Below are 1,392 nucleotides of genomic sequence, written 5' to 3'. Positions count from 1 at the left end.
TTTGTTTCCTTGGAAACTTTGAAAACATTGAAATGCCTATTGAGCAGTTTAATGCGGGCATTAAACTCATTAAATCTCTTATGAAGCAATACAACATACCGCTAACGAATATTCTGAGGCACAGAGACGTTGTATCTGATATTTCGCGCACTGCAAACTCAACAGAGTGTCCTGGCAAAAACTTCCCTTATGTTCAAATGCTCGACGCTTTAAGAAACGGAGAACCGTTCTTTGACATCGGCGAGGATTATCCTTATATCAATGAGGTGAAGACTCTCAAACAGCTCGGCATCATCAAAGGCGACGGCTACGGAAACCTAAGACCTAAAGAATACATCACAAGGGAAGAGGCAATGATTATTGCTTATAGAGTGATAAAGGCATTGGGGAACTGAATAAGGGCAGGCCCGAAACCTGCCCTGTTTGATTTGAATTATTACATGCTCTTTACGGCCAGTAGTAGATAGCCAAATAAAATCTTTTACTTTTTACCTAAAGCATATAAGCCATCCTTTGATCCCACATAGATTGTCCCATCTGAAGAAATGGAAGGAGAACCTCCACCACCTGTTAGATACTTCCACTTTAATGTGCCATCGGAATTTAATGCGTAGAGGTAGCCATCGTTTGATCCTACATAGATTGCCCCTTCTTTGGAAATCACAGGAGAAGAGTTAACATAACCACCTGTTCCAAACTTCCACTTAAGCGTGCCATTAGGGTTAAATGCATAGAAGTAATTGCCAACAGTCCCCCCAACATAGATTGTTCCATCTTTGGAAATTGCAGGAGAAGAGTTAATTCCTCCAACTACTCTAAATTTCCACTTAACTTTTCCATTAGGATTAAGTGAATAAAAGTAACCGTCATATGCCCCAAAATATATTGTTCCATCCGAAGAAATTGCAGGAGAAGAGATAATCATAAACTCGCCTGTTTTAAACTTCCACTTCAATCTACCATCTGGATAAATTGCATAGAAATAATAGTCATCTGACCCTACATAGATTGTTCCATCAGGAGCAATAGCAGGTGAAGCTTCAAAACAACTATCTGTCTTAAATTTCCACTTAAGCGTGCCATCTGAATTAATTGCATAGAGATACTTATCATGTGAACCTATATATATAGTTCCGTCTGAAGCAATTGCAGGAGAAGCGACTAAATACAAGTTTGTTCTAAATTTCCACTTGAGTGTACCATCGGGGTTAATTGCATAGAGATAAAAATCCTCTGATCCCACATAGATTGTCCCATCTGAACCAATAGCAGGGGAAGAGGAAACATAATAACCTGTTTTAAACTTCCATTTGAGTGTGCCACTGTTGTTTGACGTATCATATGGACATCTTCCTGTGTGCCTTGCATTGTAGCGAAACATGGACCATATGG

2 protein-coding genes are annotated in these 1,392 nt (G+C 39.4%); one reads left to right on the top strand and one right to left on the bottom strand.

Annotated elements, in window-relative coordinates:
• Nucleotides 1-395, top strand: a 395-nt coding sequence (locus tag ACP5SP_RS07930; protein WP_428076531.1) for an S-layer homology domain-containing protein, incomplete at its 5' end; no start/stop codon positions are given.
• Nucleotides 396-481: 86 nt separating this feature from the next.
• Here the strand turns inward: ACP5SP_RS07930 and ACP5SP_RS07925 are convergent.
• The coding region (locus ACP5SP_RS07925) for a PQQ-binding-like beta-propeller repeat protein (protein WP_428076529.1) at nucleotides 482-1,392 on the bottom strand (911 nt) is incomplete at its 5' end.

This window comes from Caldisericum sp., from assembly GCF_049967455.1.
Taxonomy (GTDB): domain Bacteria; phylum Caldisericota; class Caldisericia; order Caldisericales; family Caldisericaceae; genus Caldisericum; species Caldisericum exile_A.
Note: the sequence above shows the minus strand (reverse complement) of the source record. Positions and strands in the feature narration are given on the sequence as shown.